18 protein-coding genes are annotated in these 17956 nt (G+C 59.1%); 10 read left to right on the top strand and 8 right to left on the bottom strand.

Translation table 11 applies throughout. From position 1 onward, the window contains the following. Positions 1–22: 22 nt before the first annotated feature. Entirely contained in the window at positions 23–1189 is a 1167-nt protein-coding gene (locus M3A44_00995) for an IS4 family transposase (GenBank protein MEQ6340245.1), read from the top strand. 783 nt (positions 1190–1972) lie between these two features. Here the strand turns inward: M3A44_00995 and arsC are convergent. After that, entirely contained in the window at positions 1973–2326 is a 354-nt protein-coding gene (gene arsC / locus M3A44_00990; GenBank protein MEQ6340244.1) for an arsenate reductase (glutaredoxin), read from the bottom strand. A 67-nt stretch (positions 2327–2393) separates the two neighbouring features. Between arsC and apaG the strand changes: the two genes are divergently transcribed. From apaG to M3A44_00975, 3 genes are all read left to right on the top strand, one after another. Next, positions 2394–2771 (top strand): Co2+/Mg2+ efflux protein ApaG, encoded by a 378-nt coding sequence (gene apaG, locus M3A44_00985; protein ID MEQ6340243.1) that lies wholly within the window; start codon positions 2394–2396, stop codon positions 2769–2771. Between the two features lie 193 nt (positions 2772–2964). After that, positions 2965–3273, top strand: a complete 309-nt coding sequence (locus tag M3A44_00980) for a hypothetical protein (GenBank protein ID MEQ6340242.1) — start codon at positions 2965–2967, stop codon at positions 3271–3273. Positions 3274–3287: 14 nt separating this feature from the next. Next, the gene (locus M3A44_00975) at positions 3288–4154 is read left to right on the top strand and encodes a PfkB family carbohydrate kinase (GenBank protein MEQ6340241.1); all 867 of its coding nucleotides are present in this window, start codon (positions 3288–3290) and stop codon (positions 4152–4154) included. A gap of 124 nt (positions 4155–4278) precedes the next feature. On the opposite strand, the gene M3A44_00970 is transcribed toward M3A44_00975, so the two are convergent. Beyond that, positions 4279–5670 carry an insulinase family protein gene (locus tag M3A44_00970; GenBank protein MEQ6340240.1) on the bottom strand — a complete coding sequence of 464 codons (1392 nt, stop codon included), beginning with the start codon at positions 5668–5670 and terminating at the stop codon, positions 4279–4281. After that, a complete protein-coding gene (locus tag M3A44_00965; protein ID MEQ6340239.1) occupies positions 5660–7042 on the bottom strand; it encodes an insulinase family protein in 1383 nt (460 codons plus the stop codon). The genes M3A44_00970 and M3A44_00965 overlap by 11 nt, the downstream gene beginning before the upstream one ends. A gap of 115 nt (positions 7043–7157) precedes the next feature. Between M3A44_00965 and ftsY the strand changes: the two genes are divergently transcribed. The 5 genes from ftsY (at position 7158) to rpoH (ending at position 11189) form a co-directional block, all read left to right on the top strand. Then, entirely contained in the window at positions 7158–8201 is a 1044-nt protein-coding gene (gene ftsY, locus M3A44_00960; GenBank protein MEQ6340238.1) for a signal recognition particle-docking protein FtsY, read from the top strand. 13 nt (positions 8202–8214) lie between these two features. Beyond that, the gene (locus M3A44_00955) at positions 8215–8520 is read left to right on the top strand and encodes a hypothetical protein (GenBank protein ID MEQ6340237.1); all 306 of its coding nucleotides are present in this window, start codon (positions 8215–8217) and stop codon (positions 8518–8520) included. Between the two features lie 3 nt (positions 8521–8523). Then, positions 8524–9189, top strand: a complete 666-nt coding sequence (gene ftsE / locus M3A44_00950) for a cell division ATP-binding protein FtsE (protein ID MEQ6340236.1) — start codon at positions 8524–8526, stop codon at positions 9187–9189. Between the two features lie 38 nt (positions 9190–9227). Next, positions 9228–10148, top strand: a complete 921-nt coding sequence (gene ftsX, locus M3A44_00945) for a permease-like cell division protein FtsX (GenBank protein ID MEQ6340235.1) — start codon at positions 9228–9230, stop codon at positions 10146–10148. Positions 10149–10331: 183 nt separating this feature from the next. Further along, the gene (gene rpoH / locus M3A44_00940) at positions 10332–11189 is read left to right on the top strand and encodes an RNA polymerase sigma factor RpoH (protein ID MEQ6340234.1); all 858 of its coding nucleotides are present in this window, start codon (positions 10332–10334) and stop codon (positions 11187–11189) included. A gap of 105 nt (positions 11190–11294) precedes the next feature. Here rpoH and M3A44_00935 read toward each other — a convergent pair whose 3' ends face one another. The 5 genes from M3A44_00935 to M3A44_00915 all read right to left on the bottom strand — a co-directional run bounded on the left by M3A44_00935 (position 11295) and on the right by M3A44_00915 (position 17600). Further along, on the bottom strand, positions 11295–11597 hold the full coding sequence (locus M3A44_00935) for a DUF3240 family protein (protein ID MEQ6340233.1): 303 nt from the start codon (positions 11595–11597) through the stop codon (positions 11295–11297). Between the two features lie 28 nt (positions 11598–11625). Continuing rightward, positions 11626–14679, bottom strand: a complete 3054-nt coding sequence (locus M3A44_00930; protein MEQ6340232.1) for a CusA/CzcA family heavy metal efflux RND transporter — start codon at positions 14677–14679, stop codon at positions 11626–11628. Beyond that, entirely contained in the window at positions 14679–15803 is a 1125-nt protein-coding gene (locus tag M3A44_00925; GenBank protein ID MEQ6340231.1) for an efflux RND transporter periplasmic adaptor subunit, read from the bottom strand. Before M3A44_00925 ends, M3A44_00930 begins: the two co-directional genes overlap by 1 nt. Beyond that, on the bottom strand, positions 15800–17071 hold the full coding sequence (locus M3A44_00920) for a TolC family protein (protein ID MEQ6340230.1): 1272 nt from the start codon (positions 17069–17071) through the stop codon (positions 15800–15802). Before M3A44_00920 ends, M3A44_00925 begins: the two co-directional genes overlap by 4 nt. A gap of 97 nt (positions 17072–17168) precedes the next feature. Continuing rightward, positions 17169–17600 (bottom strand): hypothetical protein, encoded by a 432-nt coding sequence (locus M3A44_00915; protein MEQ6340229.1) that lies wholly within the window; start codon positions 17598–17600, stop codon positions 17169–17171. Between the two features lie 106 nt (positions 17601–17706). On the opposite strand from M3A44_00915, the gene M3A44_00910 reads away from it, so the two are divergent. Beyond that, positions 17707–17940 carry a hypothetical protein gene (locus M3A44_00910; protein MEQ6340228.1) on the top strand — a complete coding sequence of 78 codons (234 nt, stop codon included), beginning with the start codon at positions 17707–17709 and terminating at the stop codon, positions 17938–17940. The last annotated feature ends 16 nt before the right edge of the window (positions 17941–17956 follow it).

The raw sequence follows: 17956 nt of genomic DNA, 5'->3' as shown, positions 1-17956 counted from the left end.
TTTCCCCCCAGGAGTTTCCGTCATGTATTCAGGCCAGTTGGTGTTCGCACAACTCATGGAGCATTTGCCCCTTCACACATTCCGTCGCTGCGTGCAGCGCTACCCTTCCAAATATCCCACCAAGACTTTTTCGCATCTCGATCAATTTCTCTGCATGGCGTTCGCGCAGCTGACTTACCGCGAAAGCCTGCGCGACATCGAAACCTGTCTGCGCGCCCACCAAGCCAAGCTCTATCACTTGGGCATACGAGGCAACATCGCCAAGAGCACGCTGGCCGATGCCAACGAGCAACGCGACCGTCGCATCTACGCGGATTTCGCGATGAGCTTAATCCAGACCGCCAGAAAGCTTTACGCCAGCGACAGCTTTGCGGTCGAACTGGAACAGACGGTCTACGCACTCGATACCACGACCATCGACCTGTGCTTGAGCGTCTTTCCGTGGGCACGCTTCCGCTCCACCAAAGCTGCCGTCAAGATGCATACGCTGCTCGACCTGCGCGGCAACATTCCAACCTTCATCCACATCAGCGATGGCAAGATGCACGAGGTCAATGTGCTCGATATCCTGATACCCGAAGCCGGCAGCTTTTACATCATGGATCGTGGCTTCACCGACTTCGCTCGCTGGTTCACCCTGCATCAAGCACAGGCGTTCTTTGTCATCCGTGGCAAATCCAATCTGCTCTTTCGTCGCGTCTACTCTCGCACCGTGGACAAGTCCACTGGACTGCGCTGCGACCAGACCATTGCATTGACTGCTCGCAAGGCCAGCAAGGATTACCCGCAGCACCTGCGACGCATCAAGTTCTACGATGCCGAACACGACAGGTTTCTGGTCTTTCTGACCAACAACTTCGACCTGCCTGCGCTGACCATCGCTCAGCTTTATCGTTGCCGCTGGCAGGTCGAGCTATTCTTCAAGTGGATCAAACAGCATCTTCGAATCAAGCGGTTCTATGGCACCACCGAGAATGCAGTCAAGACGCAAATATGGATCGCCATCGCGGTTTACGTCTTGGTCGCCATCGTGAAAAAGCGGCTCAATACCGAGGCTTCGCTTTACACAATCCTACAGATTTTGAGCCTGACTCTTTTCGAGAAAACGCCACTCGATCAATTACTTAAAAATGCGGAGACGCAAATGAGCATGCAGAAAGACAATAACCAATTGAATCTATTCAATTAAATTACCGGACACTTCTGATCTTATATACACCTCAATCTATCGGCAGGTGAAGCCCAACGCTCAGCGCCCCAAGTACGGCCATGCACTAAAGGACGCCGCTGCCCAAATCGCTTACCCCTTGGTATGCGCAGGGTTCAAGGCGCTGCATGACTTACGAATTCAGTCATCGACCGCGCATCCGGTACAGCAGGCTACAGGGCAACCATCTCGTCGGCTGAAACACCAGGACCTCTACAAGGTTCGGCCCGCAGTGGTAGCTGCGATAAATGAAATCGTGCAAAAATTCGCCTAAATCTTTCGGGCAATAGGGTAGGTGCGCTTTGCGCACGACGCTTTAGGTGCCGGTCTGTCAACCTGCTGTGCAAAGACATGGAAATAATCTGCTGGCCCGCCACATTAATCCCAGATTGTCCATTAGGCGAAATAGAGCGCACAACGCCGTTCGTGGCGATCTGGTCGAACCATGAACGGCCCTTCGACAGGCTCAGGGCGAACGGTTTTGGGGCTAATGGACAATCTGGGTTAATACCTTACGAAGTGTTGTGAGATCAGTGCAAACACGTCACCCATTTCTGATCCATGGTTGTGTTGCCCGAGCATCTTCATTGTGTGATTGAATTACCGTCCAGTGACACAGCAAGTAGCCCGGATGGAGCAAGTAGCCCGGATGGAGTAACACGCAATCCGGGGTGCGACGGAGTGGCGAGTCCCGGATTGCGCTATCGCTTCATGCGGGCTGCTCGCTGGAAAGGAAAGCCGGGCGGGGCATGACCCACCTCGGTATTAAAGAATATCCAGCACAGCTTCCGGCGGACGTCCCACCGCCGCCTTGCCATCAACCACCACGATGGGCCGCTCAATCAGGATGGGATGCGCAACCATAGCTGCGATCAGCTCATCACGTGTCAACGCTGGATCATCCAGCCCCGCCTCCTTGTATATCGCCTCCTGCTTGCGCATCAAATCGCGCGGTGCCATGCCAAGGAGGGAGAGAATCTTTTTCAGCCCGGCCTTGCTGGGCGGATCTTTCAGGTATTCGATGACGAGCGGTTCGATACCCTTATCCCGCAAAAGCTGGAGCGTTTGCCGTGATTTGCTACAATGCGGATTATGGTAGATGGTGACGTCGGCGCGCATGGCGGATATCCCGGAAGTTTGGATGGGTCATTTTATCAGGTGCGCCGCCCTTAGATGAGACAAGTTTATGAACAGTGATTACAACGTGCAGGTCCAGGCGGAATCCTTTTACATCGAGGATCAGTCTATCCCGGAGCGGGACCAGTATGTATTTGCCTACCGCATCACCATCCGCAATGCCGGGGAGGTGGCGGCCAAACTCATGACCCGTCACTGGGTTATCACCGATGCCAATGGCAAGGTGCAGGAAGTACGCGGCGAAGGGGTGGTCGGCGAGCAGCCACATCTTAAGCCGGGCGATGAATTCCAGTATACCAGCGGTGCGATTATCGAAACCCCGGTCGGCACGATGGAGGGTAGTTATCAGATGGTCGCCGATGACGGCGGACATTTTGACGCGGAAATCTCTCCATTCACGCTCGCCGCGCCGCGCGTGTTGCACTGACAAGCCGCCTCGAGCACAGATTGTCCATTACCCAAAAACCATTCGCCCTGAGCCTGTCGAAGGGCCGTTCATGGTTCGACCAGCTCACCACGAACGGCGGTGTGCGCTCTATTTCGCCTAATGGACAATCTGGGCTGAATGGACGAGGCCGCTGACTTTATGGTAGAACTTTTATCTCCCGCAGCAAATTGAGATGACCATGCACAACTTCCCCTGCCCACGCTGCCAAACACACAGCATTACCTTCAAAGACAAGTTCCGCGCCGACTTATGGATACCCATCTTTTGCAGCAATTGCGGAGCGAAATTGACAGCGCTGCCAATTTTACTTGCGCTGCTGCACGGTGTTTATGTTTGGAACGTTCTGTGGCTTTATGCCACCTACAAGTTCGATCTCACCGTGTGGTGGTACCCCATTGTCATGGTGGAGTGGGTAGTGTTTGAACTGCTAAGCATCTGGTATATGCCGCTCGCCGTATTGCGAGCCGCGCCTCGCGAATAAGCCCGTCCCGGCCCATGACGCGAATACTCGGTGTCGGCATCGCCACCCTGGACATCATCAATACCGTGGATGGCTTTCCCGCGGAAGATAGCGAGGTCCGCGCATTAACCCAGCGTATTTGCCGTGGCGGCAATGCCACCAATACCCTGGTCGTGCTGAGCCAGCTTGGACATGCTTGCGCCTGGGGCGGAGTGCTGGCGGACGAGCCGGACGGCAAGCGCATCCTGGAAGATCTCTCCCGTCACCGCATTGATACACGCGCCTGCCGCCAGGAGGCGCAGGGCAAGGTGCCGACCTCGTACATTGCGCTGAACCGACGCAACGGTTCACGCACTATCATTCATTACCGTTACCTCCCCGAATATAGCTTTGACGACTTCAGCCGCGTCGACTTGTCCGCTTTTGACTGGCTGCACTTCGAAGGGCGCGCAGTTGACGAAACACGCCGCATGTTGGAGCTGGCTCGCGCCGTAACGCCCTGCACTCCGCGCTCGGTCGAGATCGAAAAACCGCGCGACGCTATCGAGAACCTGTTTCCCCTCGCCGATGTGCTGTTGTTCTCGCGCAACTACGCCCAGTCGTGCGGCATCGAAGATGCCGGCGCTTTTTTGCGCCACGCGCGCAACCTCGCACCACACGCCAATCTAGTGTGCGCCTGGGGTGAGGATGGTGCGTATGGCCTGACGCGGGACGGAAAAACGCACCACAGCCCCGCCTTTCCTCCATCTGTAGTGATTGACACCCTGGGCGCGGGCGACACATTCAACGCGGGCATCATTCACGCCCGTTTGAACGGCTTTACCTGGGAGCACGCCTTACGATTTGCCTGCGAGCTTGCAGGGAAGAAATGCGGGCGGGTGGGGTTTGATATTGGGTTGTGAGGCCGCTGCGAACCTGTTTAATTGCGATTTAATCGAGAGAATTATATACACCCTCTCCCCAACCCTCCCCCGCCTTGCGGGAGAGGGGAAAAATACACCGAATTAAATCAGAAACTTTCCTCGCTTACTTCTGCGCAGCCGAGCGGCCCACGACTACCGTCACCATTTTGTCAGGCTGGATGCGCCGCTTGAAGGCATCCTGTATTTGCGGCAGGGTGACGGCGTCCACCTTAGCGATAAAGGCATCGAGGTAGTTCAACGGCATGTTGTAAAAACCGATCATGCCGATGTAATCGACAATCTTTTTATTGGTGTCGATGCGCAGCGGGAAACCGCCGGTGATGTTTTTCTTTGAGGCTTCGAGTTCCTTGGCGGTGGGGCCTTTTTCCACGAAGGTAGCCAGCGTGTCGCGCATCACCTTGAGCGCTTCATCGGCCTGATCGGAACGGGTTTGCAAGCCCATGGTGAACGGCCCCCGGTCGCGCAGCGGCATAAAATAGCTGTAAGCGCTATATGACAAGCCGCGCTTTTCGCGGACTTCCTCACTCAGACGTGACACCAGCCCGCTGCCGCCCAGGGTGTGGTTGCCCACGTACAGCGCGAAATAATCGGGGTCGTTGCGGCTCATGCCCGGCTGGCCGGAGAGGATGTGGGTTTGCGCTGAAGGGTATTCGATGTTGACGGATTGGGATGCCGTCAAATCGTTCACCTTGGGCAAGGCAGGCGCAGGCTCGCCCTCCGGCAGCTTGCCCACCAGTGCATCGGCCAGCGCTTGTGCCTGTGCGCGATCCAGCGCGCCAACGATGGCCACCACGGCATTGCGTGCCACATAGTAGCGGCTGTGGTGGTTGACGGCGTCATCGCGGGTGAGCGCATTGAGCGATTCCTCAGTGCCCAGCGGTGGCGCGCCATAGGGGTGATCGCCATACATGGCCTTGTCGAACGCCTTGTCGGCAATGGCATCCGGTGATTGCTGCTGCTGACGCAGGCCAATCAGCATGCGCTTGCGCACGCGCTCGAAGGCGTCCTGCGGAAAGGTGGGCTGACGCAGGATCAGCGCCAGGGTGTCGAGGGCCGGTTGCAGCACCTCCGGTTTGCTCAGGCTGCGCAGGCTGACCGTGGCGCTGTCCAGCTCGGCAGCGGTGGCGAATTGCGCGCCCAGATCGCCGAAGCGCTCCGCAATCTGGTCGGCGTTCAAATCACCCGCGCCATCGTTAAGCAGGCCGCTGGTAAGTTGCGCCAGACCACCCTTGCCCTCGTTGCGCGCACCGCCCGCGTCGAACATGACGCGCACATCGACTATCGGCAGCTCCGGCGCAGGCACGAAATAGACGCGCGCGCCGTTGGCAGTCTGCCATTGCTGGATCGCGGGGGCGGCGCCGGCAAAGGTTGGGGATAACAGGCTGAATACTGCGACAACCGTAAACACTACCGTTTTTTTTGCATTCTGGAACATAGGATATTGCTTCCTGGGCTGAATGGTCGGGGAATTGGCCATATGGAGATTAACGACCATGGCGACCTCCTCCGGCAGGCATTGCGCCATGCGCCGGTTTATCGCTCATCGGCTGCGGATCGAGCACCGCCACGGTGAGGCCGTCGTCGACAAGATATTTGCGCGCCACCTGCTGGATCTGTTCAGGGGTGATGGCGCTGAGCTTGTCGACATACTCATCGAGCAGCTTGGGGTCCAGCCCCACTGTGACCAGTGTGCCGATCTGCATGGCCTGGTAAAACGGCGAGTCCAGTTCGTAGACCTTGCTGGCGATAACCTGCGCCTTGATGCGGGCAAGCTCCTGCGCGCTCACCGGCTCGTCCTGGAGACGCTTGATCTGACCGCGGATCGCCTGCTCCAGATCCGCTACGCTGCGATCCTGGGACGGCGTGCCGGCGAAGTTGAATACATCCGCGCCGCGGTTATACATATTGTAGCCCGCACCCGCTTCGGCGGCGATTTGTGATCCGCGCACCAACTCTTTGGCGAAGCGCGCGCTGTCACCGCCATCCAGCACACCGGCCAGCATCTCCAGCGCATACGGCTCCCAGCTTTCCTTGGTGGTCTTGATGACCGGCACCTTGTAGCCCATCAGCAAATAAGGCAGCTCCGCCGGGGCCTTGACGGTGACGCGGCGCACGCCCTTTTGTTCTACTTCCTTGCGCGGCTTGTCGGGGGTGATCTTGCTGGATTTGAGCGGGCCGAAATACTGCCTGGCCAGCTTGAATACCTCGTCGGCCTTCACATCGCCCACCACCACGACCGTGGCGTTGTTCGGGGCATACCATTTCTGGTACCACTCACGCAGATCTTCAGCATGCAGATTTTCCAGGTCATCCATCCAGCCAATAATGGGATGACGATAGGGGCTGTTGACAAAGGCGGCGGCGGTGAACTGCTCCTGGGTCAGAGACTGTGGCTCATCGTCGGTGCGCAGACGGCGCTCCTCCATCACCACCTTGATCTCTTTGGCGAATTCCTCTGGTTGCAGCAGCAGATTGCGCATGCGATCCGCCTCCAGCTCAAAGCTCACCTTGAGGCGGCTTTTCTCCATTTGCTGGAAATAGGCGGTGTAGTCCTGGCCGGTAAAGGCGTTCTCACGCCCGCCGTTGGCGGCGATGATGCGCGAAAACTCCCCCGCCGGACGTGTGGTAGTACCCTTGAACATCATGTGCTCCAGCACGTGGGAGACGCCGGTGATGCCGTCGTGCTCGTAGCTGCTGCCCACCTTGTACCAGACCTGCGACACCATCACCGGGGCGCGATGATCCTCTTTGACGATGACTCGCAAACCATTGTCCAGCGTGGTTTCACGTAAGGCATTCTCCGCCTGGGCGGATGGCATGAGAGACAGACTGAGAACGGCGGTGAATAACAGGAAGCGTATCGGCATATAGATGTGGTCCTTGTTGTTGTCTTGAAGCTGGCAGCTTTCCAGGCTGAAACCGGGGCCTGAATGATGTTAGAATGTCATGCATCATCACGCCTGATCTCAGACACTGAGCTTATTGACCGAGAATAGCATGTTTGGTTTCCTGAAAAAAAAGGGCGACGATAAAATTCCGCCCGATACGACTACAGCCCCGGACGTTGCAACGCCTGTTGAGCAGTCCGCAGGACTATTCGATCGCCTGAAAAATCGCCTAACGCGCACCCGCCAGGGCCTGACTGAAGGCCTGGCCAGCTTGGTGCTGGGCAAAAAGCAGATCGACGCGGAGGTGCTGGAAGACCTCGAAACCCGGTTGCTGAGCGCGGATGTCGGCGTGGACGCCACGCGCAAGATCATCGGTGATCTGACAGCGCGGGTGGCGCGCAAACAGCTCGCCGACGCCGATGCCCTGTTTGCCGCGTTGCGCGAGGATATGCTGGCGATTTTGCAACCGTGCGGCAAGCCCCTTGTGATTCCCGAGGACCGCAAAGCGCCCTTTGTGCTGCTCATGGTAGGGATTAACGGCGCGGGCAAGACCACCACCATCGGCAAACTCGCCAAGCGCCTCCAGAGCCAAGGGCATTCCGTCATGCTTGCTGCGGGCGACACCTTCCGCGCTGCGGCGGTGGAGCAGTTGCAGGTCTGGGGCGAGCGCAACGGTATCCCGGTGATCGCCCAGAAACAGGGCGCCGACCCCGCCTCGGTGGCTTACGACGCCCTCCAGGCCGCCAAGGCGCGCGGCGTGGACGTGCTGATCGCCGACACGGCGGGCCGGCTGCACACCCAGACCAACCTCATGGAAGAACTGAAAAAGATCAAACGCGTCATCGCCAAACTCGACCCCGACGCCCCGCATGAGGTGATGCTGGTGGTTGACGCAGGCATAGGCCAGAATGCGCTCAACCAGGCCCAGCAATTCGGCCAGGCGGTAGGCCTGACCGGCATCACCCTTACCAAGCTGGACGGCACCGCCAAGGGCGGCATCATCTTCGCCATCGCGCAAAAAACGGGCCTGCCGATCCGCTTTATCGGCGTCGGTGAAGGCATCGACGATCTGCGCGAATTCGATGCTGCGGAATTTGTTGACGCGCTGCTGGGGGACGAAGGGGTGGCAAGAAGATAAAGATGGAGCTGACATGAATGGCGCTTACTTAACCCGAATGTTTCATAAATTAACGCGCGCCCTCGCTGGTCTTTTGATCGCTATGGGAATTTTGTTCAGTCGGCCGTATGAATCACTACGACGCTTCTTCACAAAATCCCCCTATCAATCAAAATCCGGCGCGATCATCACGCGAATTTATGAAACATTCGGGTTAAATCAAAATGTAGGGCGGGTTAGCGTTTTTTGCGTAACCCGCCAAGCGTTGCGTAGCAACACAACCCATTTTTTAATGGACCCTTCGGAACTGACAGCCCTCCTGCAACCTGCTGCTTTATAAAACATGATCCAATTCACCAATGTCACCAAGCGCTACCCCGGCGGCCATCAGGCCCTGAACAATGTCAGTTTCGAGCTAAAGTCTGGGGAGATGGCCTTTCTCACCGGGCACTCCGGGGCGGGCAAAAGCACCCTGCTCAAGCTCATCACCTGTATCGAGCGGCCCACCACTGGGCAGGTGATGGTCAACGGCAAGAATCTCGGCAAGCTGGGCCGCCGCCATGTCCCTGCGATACGGCGCCAGATCGGCATGATCTTCCAGGACCACAAGCTCATCAATGAGCGCACCGTGTTCGACAACGTGGCCCTGCCGCTGGTGATCGCCGGTCTGCACAACCACCAGGAAATCGCCCGCCGGGTGCGCGCTGCACTCGACAAAGTGGGGCTGCTGGGCAAGGAGAAACAACATCCGGTGACGCTCTCTAGCGGCGAGCAGCAACGCGTCGGCATCGCCCGCGCCGTCGTCAACAAACCGGCGCTGCTACTCGCCGACGAACCCACCGGCAACCTCGACCCCGATCTGGCGGCGGAGGTGATGGGGTTATTCGGGCAATTCAACCAGGTTGGCGTCACCGTACTGATCGTCAGCCATAACGTCGATCTCATCACCCGCTTCCGTTCACGTATTCTGCACCTGGAAAAGGGCGGTCTGGTGAATCAGCAAGTGTAGGGTGCGTCCAATCACCGAAAAAGATATGTAACGTATTAATGCGTATAAAAAACTATTTCCTAAACCACCTCTACGCCTTCTTTTACAGCCTGGGCCAGATCAGTCGCGCGCCGCTGTCCAGCGTCATGACTATGGTGGTGATCGGCATCACCTTGGCCTTCCCCGCCGGTCTGTATGCTGTGCTGAAAAATGCCCAGCAACTCAGCGCGGGTTGGGATGATGTAGCGCAAATCTCGGTGTTTCTCAAAAAAGAAGTGGGCGACCAGGCCATGGCCGATCTGGCAAAGCGTTTGCATGACCGACCGGATATCGCCATGATTACGCCTGTCCCGGCGGCCCAGGCGCTGGAGGAATTCAGAAAACTTTCCGGTTTTGACGACACCCTGCGCGCCCTGGAGGAAAATCCCCTACCTTCCGTACTGGTAATCCAGCCGGCTGCGGGGTATGCTGACCCGGTGGCCGTCGAACATTTACAGGCGTCGCTGCGAAAACTTCCGGAAGCGGATTTTGTCCAACTCGATATCCAGTGGGTACAGCGCCTGCACGCGGTGCTTGAAATCGCCAAACGCGGCGTGGAGATCCTCGCCGTATTACTGGGGCTGGCAGTGCTGCTGATTGTGGGGAATACCATCCGTTTGGGAGTCCAGAGCAACCGTGATGAAATCGCGATTACCAAACTGATCGGCGCCACCGATGGCTTCGTGCGCCGCCCCTTTTTATATGCCGGGGTCTGGTACGGATTGCTGGGCGGCATCATCGCCTGGGGGCTGGTCAGTCTCGCACTGCTGCTGCTGGATGAGCCGGTGAGGAAGGTGTCGGCCTTGTATGACAGCGCCTTCGCCTTGGGTATGCTGGATGTCTGGACCACCCTGTTGCTGCTAACCTCGGGCACACTGCTCGGCCTGCTTGGATCGTGGTTGGCGGTGGGCAAGCATTTGCGGGCGGTTGAACCTGATTGACGGTTTGAACCTAAAAACGGCCGTTTTTAGGTTCAATGGAACATTTTTCCGGGTTAGCACTCTAACGCTGTGAGTGCTAATATTGGCACCTACTTTGTGATTTCTTGAGATAGATCAAATCATGGGACCGGAAAAACTGCTATATACACACCATAACTCTAAAATGGAGAGGGGGGTACAGCAATGAACAAAACCATGCTATTGGATATAGTGTTGCCGCCAGTAGGCAGTATCGAGGCCTACACACAAGCGGTGGCACGCATACCTATATTGACTGCGGAAGTTGAGCACGAACTCGCCCTACGCCTGCGCAATGATAATGATCTGGATGCCGCCCGGCATCTGGTCATGTCGCACCTGCGCTTTGTAGTGCATGTCGCGCGCGGCTATAGCGGTTATGGCCTGGCGCAGGCGGACCTCATCCAGGAAGGCAACATCGGCCTGATGAAGGCGGTCAAACATTTTGACCCCACCATGAATGTGCGCCTGGTGTCGTTCGCCGTGCATTGGGTGCGCGCCGAAATGCACGAATTCATTCTGCGCAACTGGCGCATCGTGCGGGTGGCGACCACCAAGGCACAGCGCAAGCTGTTCTTCAATCTGCGCAGCTCCAAGACGCACCTCGGCTGGTTCAGCCGCGAGGAGGTCGATGCTCTCGCCAAGAAATTGGACGTAAGTTCGGAAGTAGTGCGGGAAATGGAAATGCGCATGAACGGCTACGACGCTTCCTTCGACCCCTATAGCGAGACTGAAGATGCCGACTCCACCAACATAGCCCCTGCGGCCTATCTGGCGGACGTGCAGGCGGATCCTTCGCTAGTGCTGGAGAACAGCGATTGGGAGTCGCGTGGAACGGAACGTTTGCGTAACGCCCTCACCGCGCTGGACAAGCGCAGCCAGGACATCCTTCAGCGCCGCTGGCTGGCCGAGGACAAGGCTACCCTGCATGACCTGGCCGACAAATACCAGGTCTCGGCTGAGCGCATCCGCCAACTGGAAAAGAGCGCCATGAAAAAGCTCAAGCAGGCGCTGGAAGCATAATCCACCCTCTCCCCAACCCTCTCCCGCCTTGCGGGAGAGGGGGGGTAAATACACCTTTGCATTGGAACCAACATGACGCCGTAGCTTTGCCGTCATCCTCCATCTTCACTCCAACCGTCCCGCCTCCAGCACCGGCACCATCCAGTAGTGCAAGCCGCTACCGGCGAAGTCACGTTTAAGCCCTTCGATTATGTCCCGCGCCACCTCGATGGGGAGGTGACATTGAAACATCAGTTTTCGGCTCCGGCCTGTGACCTGTTCAGCTATGCTCAGACACTGGTGTCCGGTGCCGTGGCCGTCTATCTTCAGGCTTGTGAAACCATTCATTCCCTCACGGGTAAGTAGCCAGTCCACCAGCGCGTCTTCGATTGTCGGAGTGGCGATAATCACAAGCAGACATTCATTCATGATGTTGTCCTCAATCAATCAATCAGGTTCAACGTGGCTCTCCGAAACGCCGGTACAAAATCGGCAGCAATACCAGCGTAAGAAGGGTGGATGTGATCAGCCCGCCGATCACGACTATCGCCAGCGGTCGCTGGATTTCCGAGCCGGGGCCAGTGGCGAATAGCAGCGGCGCGAGGCCGAAGGCGGTGATCGAAGCGGTCATCATCACTGGCCGCAGGCGGCGCTTGGCGCCTTCCACCACTACTTGGGCCAGCGCCATGCCCTGGGCGCGCAACTGGTTGAAGTAGCTCACCAGCACCACGCCGTTGAGCACGGCGATGCCGAGCAGGGCGATAAAGCCCACCGAGGCGGGCACCGAGAGATATTCGCCAGACAGCCACAGGGCGAACACGCCGCCGATCATGGCGAAAGGGATGTTGGACAGCACCAGTATCGACTGGCGCACCGAACCAAACGTGGAAAACAGCAGCAGGAAAATCAGGCCTATTGCAACTGGCACCACGATGGACAGGCGCGTAGCGGCGCGTTGCTGATTTTCGAATTGACCGCCCCATTCCAGATGGTAACCGCTGGGCAATGGCACCCGTTGCGCGACCATGCGCCGCGCCTCCTCGACAAAGCCCACCAGATCACGGCCCTGCACGTTGGCGATTACTATGACCATACGCGCGGCGCGCTGGCGATCCACCTTCACCGGGCCTTCCACGCGCGTGAGTTTTGCCACGGTGGCAAGCGGCACATTGTGACCATCCGGCAAGGTGATGAGCAGGTTGGCGAACGTGGCGGGCGAATCCACGCCAGTGCGCAGAATCAGTGGGGTGCGACGCATACCCTCGTGGATGGTGCCTACCCGGTTGCCTTCAAGCTGGGCGCGTAGCGTGTTTTCCAGCTCGTCGACGGAGAGGCCGAGGCGGCCCGCCGCCAAGCGGTCAATGTCGATTTTGAGAAACTGCATGCCTGCATTGCGGGTGGTGTAGACATCCTGGCTGCCTTTGATGGATCGTACCGCGATGGCGATTTCTTCGGCCTTTTTGTTGAGTGTATCAATGTCGGTGCCGAACAGCTTGATGGCCAAGTCGCCGCGCACGCCGATAATCATCTCCGAGACGCGCATCTCGATAGGCTGGGTGAAGTTGTAGACCAGGCCAGGAATGCCATCCATTACTTTGCGCAGCTCCTCAATTAGCGCCTCCTTGCTCTGCATCCGCCACTGCTCACGCGGTTTGAGCACGAGAAAGGTATCCGTCTGATTGAGGCCCATCGGGTCGAGTCCTATCTCGTCCGATCCCACTCGCGCAACAATGCCGGTCACCTCCGGCACACGCTTCATGATCTCCTGCTGGATCTTGAGGTCGAGGGCGGCGGATTGTTCGAGCGTGATCGACGGCAGTTTTTCCACGCCGATGATAATGTCGCCTTCATCCATGGTGGGCATGAAAGTCTTGCCGATTTGGGTATAAACCACTGCGGTGAGCGCCAATGCGACCAGCGCCACGATGACAATGGTGCGCGTATGAGACAGGGACCAATCGAGCAGTGGCGTATATAGCCGGGCAATGGTTCGCACCAGCCAGGGGTCGCCGTGCCCCGTGCTCTTGAGCAGGTACGAGGCAATTACCGGGATCACGGTGAGCGACAGCAGCAACGAGGCGCTCAGCGCGAACACGATGGTGAGCGCCACCGGGCTGAACAGCTTTCCCTCCAGCCCTTGCAGGGTGAGCAACGGCAGGAACACGGTGATGATGATCAGGATGCCGGCGGTAACCGGCACCGCGACCTCGCGCACCGAGCGGTAGATCACGTGCAGGCGCGGCAGGCGCGCGGCCTGTTCGTGGGCGAGATGCGCGACGCTGTTTTCCACCACTACCACCGCAGCATCGACCAGCATGCCGATGGCAATCGCCAGTCCACCCAGGCTCATCAGATTGGCGGACATGCCGAACTGGCTCATCAGGATAAACGTGACCAGCGCGGCCAGGGGCAGCGCGAGGGCCACCGTCACAGCGGCGCGCAGGTTGCCGAGAAACAGCACCAGCAGGATCACCACCAGCGCGATGGCCTCAAGCAGCGCTTCCGCTACAGTAGTGACGGCGCGTTCCACCAGGTGACCGCGATCATAAAAGACCTGGAGGCTGACGCCTGGCGGCAGGCTGGGCTTGATCTCGTCGAGCTTGGCGCGCACCCCCGCCACCACCTGCCGGGCGTTGGCACCACGCAGCCCCAACACCAGCCCCTCCACCGCCTCGCCCTGGCCGTTGCGCGTCACCGCGCCATAGCGCGTAAGCGCGCCGATGCGCACCTCGGCGACATCCGCAACGCGCACCGGCACGCCACGGTCGTTTTTGACCACGATGGCGCGCGCGTCGTCGAGGGTTTTGATGCGGCCCTCGGCACGCACCAGCAATGCCTCTTCGCCGTCATTTATGCGTCCCGCGCCGTCGTTGCGGTTGTTCATCTCCAGCGCCTGTTGCAGCATTTGCAGGGTAACGCCGCGTGCAGTCATGCGCACGTTGTCCGGCGCCACCTCGAAGGCGCGCGCCAGCCCGCCCAGTACGTTCACATCGGCCACGCCCGGCACGGTACGCAACGCCGGGCGTATCACCCAGTCGAGCAGGCTGCGCCGCTCCATCAATGACAGGCCGCCGCCCTCGATGGTGAACATGAACATCTCGCCCAGCGGTGTGGTCAACGGCGCTATGCCGCCGCTGATGCCGGGCGGCAGATCGCCGCGCACACTGTTGAGACGCTCGGTCACTTGCTGGCGTGCCCAATAGATGTCCGTGCCGTCAGCGAAGTCTACGGTGACATCGGTGAGCGCGTATTTGGTCACGGAGCGCAGCATGGTCTGGTTGGGAATGCCCAGCATCTCCACCTCGATGGGCGCGGTGATACGCGCCTCCACTTCCTCGGGCGTCATGCCGGGGGCTTTGATGATGATCTTGACCTGGGTGGACGACACGTCCGGGAAGGCGTCGATGGGCAGGTTTTTGAAGGCCAGCGTCCCGCCGCCCACCAGCAGAGCCACCACCAGCATCATCAGCAGGCGCTGGGTCAGTGCGAATTGGATCAGGCGTGACAACATCACTCATGCCCTCCGCTACCGCCCAATCCCATCCACGCGCCTTTCACCGCCGCCACACCGCGCACCGCGATGCGCTCATCGCCACGCAGCTCGCCCGCGATCACGCTACGGCCATTCTGTTCGCTGACGATTTGTACTGGCAGGGCGCGGAAGCCCTGTGCGGTCTGAACGAAAATCACACTCTGCTTCGCGCTACGCGCCACGGCAGTGACAGGTACGCTATAACGCTGCCCCGCCACCGAGGCCACCAGTTGCGCCTCGATGAACTGGCCCGGCCGCAGACTATCCGTGCCACGCGTGATCTCGGCGCGCAGCAGCACGGTCTGGTTTTCGGGGTCCATGTCACGCCCGATCATGATCAGACGGCCCGATGCCGATGCGGTTGGCACCTCCACGCCCTGCCCGATTGCCAGGCCATTTACCCGCTCCTGCGGCACGCGCAGCTCCAACCACAGCGTGTCCAGCCGTGCCATGCGGTAGAGCGCTTCGAGGCGGTCCACGCGCTGCCCGGCCACCACCTTTTGCTCCAGCACGATCCCGGCAATGGGCGCTGTTATGGTGAGCGTACCGCTCAGCGCCCGCGTCTGCTCCAAGCGGCGTAACGCGGCTTCATCCATCCCTGCCAGGCGCAAGGTTTGACGGTGCTCATTGAGCGCCGACGCCAACTCCTCGTGGCGGCTTTTGGTGGTCAGGTAACGGCGCTCGGCGATGATGCCGTCCTTGAACAACTGCTCGTCGCGCGTCAACTCGGACTTGGCCAGCCTCACCTGGGTCAACGCCTGGAGATAGCTGCCTTGTTCTGTGACAATCTCTGTACTGCGGAGGGTGGCCAGGGGTTGTCCCTTGCTTACCTTGTCACCCACTGCGGCCAGCAGCGCCTCCACCAGCCCGCTTTGGGAGGCGCTGACCACGCGTTCCTGTGCAGGCGGAATCACCACGCGCGCCGGGAAGCGGCTGCTCAATACCACCGGCGCCGGTTCCAGCGGCGCAACCACGATGCCCAGCGTCTTGAGTTGAGCAGGAGTGAAATGGATATCGTCAGCGGCCTGCGCCGCAGGGGAGGCCCCTGTAATGGCCAGCAAACAGGCCGCCATTACGGCCCGCAAAATGTTTATTTTTTTCATGGTATTTCTCCAGCGGCCTGGTTATAGCGTGCGATATCTCTTTGTAATTGCAGTCCAAGCTGCTGTTCGGCGCGTTCTGCGGCAAACGTCAGGGTCTGTACGCGCAGCAGAGCCACCAGATCAATCTCGCCGATGGCAAAAGCCTTTTTCATCAGGCGCAGGTTTTCCTGTGCCAGACGGTTTTGCTCGACGGCCAGATCGAACTCGGCGCGCGCCAGCGCCAGGGCGTGCTCTGCTTCATCCAATGCCAGATCCAGCTCGCGCTTGAGCGCATCGCGCACACTCTGTGCTTCGGATTGAGCTACCACCGAGGCGGCCAGCCGGGGGCCGGCATGGGCCGCGCTGTGCAGCGGCAGGGTTAGGGCGATGCCGACGCTGTCGTTACCCGCGCTTCTGAGCGTTGACCGCTCACTCCGGGTGCCCAGGGTAAGCAGGGGATTGCCGCGCCGCTCCTCCCTGGCCAGTTGTGTCTCGGCGACGGCCTGCGCCACGCGGCTTTGACCATCGGCAAGCAGGGGGTGGTCGTCGGCAACGGCAGTTTGCGTTGACGGGACTTCGTTGCGCACTGCGGGCAACGCTTCGATACCTGTCAACATCTCATAACGGTGCAGCGCGTGCTTGAGTTCGGTGTGGGCACGCAGGTATTGCGCCTGGCGGCGTAGCGTTTCATCCTGCGCCAGCAGCAGATCGACCCTGGCCAGTTCGCCTGCCGCCATGCGCTTGCGCACATCCTGCTCCAGCGCCTGCGCGGCGCGCCATTGCTGCTCCGCCAACGCCAGATCATTTTCCATCAATGCCACATCCCACAGGCGCTCACGCACCTGCCCGGCTACCTCCAGCCGCAGGGCACCTTCCAATGCCTTTAGCCCCACCCCTGCTTGATCGGCGACCGCCTTTCTCGCCTGCTTCTGTCCAAGCAGCCACAGCGGCATCTGGATACCGCCCTCCCACTCGCGCAACCCGTCCTGGCTACCGATCCGGTCGGTCTGGTGACGCAATATCAACGCTGTGGGACCTGCCAGCGGGTTGCCCGCCTGACGGCGCAGCGCATCCACCTGCTCGCCACGCGGCGCAATCACCTGCTGGCGCGGGTAACGCTCAAAGGCCCGTTGCGTCACGTCATGTAGCGTTAGATGCGGGTCTACCGTCACACGGATGGCGTCTTCGGCAGGAGGTGCTGCCAGGGCATAGCCCGTCAGGCAGGTCCAAAGCACCAGACCCCAGATATGGGCATACGACATCGCACCCCGCAAGGGCATCAATCGCATAAAGTCTCCACACTAATAAAAGGAATTATCACCGCCGTACCCGCAAGGTAAGGCAACACACCGTTGGCAGGATATCCTGCCAGAGGTTAAGGCAGGCTTAAATAAGCGGGGGAGCGCGCGGCGCGCAAGGGGCGGTGTGAGGGCTGGGTTGAAATGAAGGGGCGTCGTCCAGGGCAATGTGTTGTACCACCATCGGGGCCGGAAACACCGGAACAGAGGGAGAAACACCCGTAGGTGGGCTCTTCTTCGACTTGAAAGGCGGAACCTCAGCCACACCGCCTTCGATACCGATGGGCATTCCGACGGCGGCAGGCACTGTGTCAATGGCTGTAGCATCCGTACCAACGCTCGAGTCATTACCGACGCCACCCGCGTTTAGATAGGCGGGCAGCACATGGATATGCACCCCCATCGCGGCGGCCGGACCATCACCGTCATTGCCGCCCACATGCGCATGGACCAATGGGGACATCGCCTGGATGACCACGATCAAAAATACCAAAAACAAATTGCTGCCGCGTTTCAGCATCGTATGCGTATCGCCTGGACGCCTCGGAACAAAACAGAAGGTGAACACTGTGCCTGAGTGTACATCAGTTTTTAAAGCGCGTATCCCATCGAATGATATCAAATAGATGCACAGAATAATTATAGCACGCGATGACGCCATGACGGGTTGTCAGCGCAGCTCCATCCCCGACGGAACGGTGCTTACCCCCGGCATTTGCACAAGAGAAGTGCAAGGCGTAGCGCCATCGTTACTGGAAGCGTTTGCGGAACGCGGACGGGAATGCGAACATAAGTTGGAAGAACTACCGTTGGCCGCAACTTGCCGGTCATCAGCGGCGCCGAAGGTTGGGTGCCGGTGACGACTCAGGCAACCGA

The sequence above is a fragment of the Gammaproteobacteria bacterium genome (assembly GCA_040183005.1).
Lineage (GTDB): Bacteria > Pseudomonadota > Gammaproteobacteria.
The sequence above is the reverse complement of the archived record's forward strand: the minus strand, read 5'-3'. Positions and strand labels throughout refer to the sequence as shown.

Coding starts and splice junctions, on each gene's coding strand:
- ftsX (MEQ6340235.1), top strand. CDS start 9,228: ATGCGTATAAAAAACTATTTCCTAAACCACCTCTACGCCTTCTTTTAC.
- M3A44_00975 (MEQ6340241.1), top strand. CDS start 3,288: ATGACGCGAATACTCGGTGTCGGCATCGCCACCCTGGACATCATCAAT.
- M3A44_00925 (MEQ6340231.1), bottom strand. CDS start 15,803: ATGAAAAAAATAAACATTTTGCGGGCCGTAATGGCGGCCTGTTTGCTG.
- M3A44_00915 (MEQ6340229.1), bottom strand. CDS start 17,600: ATGCTGAAACGCGGCAGCAATTTGTTTTTGGTATTTTTGATCGTGGTC.
- ftsE (MEQ6340236.1), top strand. CDS start 8,524: ATGATCCAATTCACCAATGTCACCAAGCGCTACCCCGGCGGCCATCAG.
- apaG (MEQ6340243.1), top strand. CDS start 2,394: ATGAACAGTGATTACAACGTGCAGGTCCAGGCGGAATCCTTTTACATC.
- M3A44_00910 (MEQ6340228.1), top strand. CDS start 17,707: ATGCACAGAATAATTATAGCACGCGATGACGCCATGACGGGTTGTCAG.
- arsC (MEQ6340244.1), bottom strand. CDS start 2,326: ATGCGCGCCGACGTCACCATCTACCATAATCCGCATTGTAGCAAATCA.
- M3A44_00930 (MEQ6340232.1), bottom strand. CDS start 14,679: ATGTTGTCACGCCTGATCCAATTCGCACTGACCCAGCGCCTGCTGATG.
- M3A44_00955 (MEQ6340237.1), top strand. CDS start 8,215: ATGAATGGCGCTTACTTAACCCGAATGTTTCATAAATTAACGCGCGCC.
- M3A44_00920 (MEQ6340230.1), bottom strand. CDS start 17,071: ATGCGATTGATGCCCTTGCGGGGTGCGATGTCGTATGCCCATATCTGG.
- rpoH (MEQ6340234.1), top strand. CDS start 10,332: ATGAACAAAACCATGCTATTGGATATAGTGTTGCCGCCAGTAGGCAGT.
- M3A44_00995 (MEQ6340245.1), top strand. CDS start 23: ATGTATTCAGGCCAGTTGGTGTTCGCACAACTCATGGAGCATTTGCCC.
- M3A44_00970 (MEQ6340240.1), bottom strand. CDS start 5,670: ATGGTCGTTAATCTCCATATGGCCAATTCCCCGACCATTCAGCCCAGG.
- M3A44_00935 (MEQ6340233.1), bottom strand. CDS start 11,597: ATGAATGAATGTCTGCTTGTGATTATCGCCACTCCGACAATCGAAGAC.
- M3A44_00965 (MEQ6340239.1), bottom strand. CDS start 7,042: ATGCCGATACGCTTCCTGTTATTCACCGCCGTTCTCAGTCTGTCTCTC.
- M3A44_00980 (MEQ6340242.1), top strand. CDS start 2,965: ATGACCATGCACAACTTCCCCTGCCCACGCTGCCAAACACACAGCATT.